Source organism: Pseudomonas sp. 2822-17 (genome assembly GCF_002742485.1).
GTDB lineage: Bacteria > Pseudomonadota > Gammaproteobacteria > Pseudomonadales > Pseudomonadaceae > Aquipseudomonas > Aquipseudomonas cyclaminis.
Genome location: NZ_LJRZ01000669.1, coordinates 1 through 283, shown reverse-complemented (window position 1 = coordinate 283; position 283 = coordinate 1). Strand labels below are relative to the sequence as shown.

1 protein-coding gene is annotated in these 283 nt (G+C 33.6%); it reads left to right on the top strand.

Annotated features, from left to right (window positions below; genetic code table 11):
* Nucleotides 1-283, top strand: a 283-nt coding sequence (locus tag AOA60_RS32760; RefSeq protein WP_218240813.1) for a hypothetical protein, incomplete at both ends; no start/stop codon positions are given.

Genomic DNA, 283 nt, shown 5'->3' with positions numbered 1-283 from the left:
CCGAAAATCATATTTGCTCCTAATAAGACAGACCGCCATCCTGATCATGGACATTGTTCTGAAATTGTAAAAGAAGCGGTTTTCTCAGCAGGTATAAAAAAATATTCAGTAGAATCTGATTACGATTCCTTTAAACCAAACGAATTATTTTATTATCAGATAAATGGCATCATGACACCACACTTTGTAATAGATATTTTCGAGTTTATTGATCAGAAGATGGAAGCACTTGCTTGTTATAAATCCCAATTTCTATTATCTGCAAATCAAGTAACCACACCAC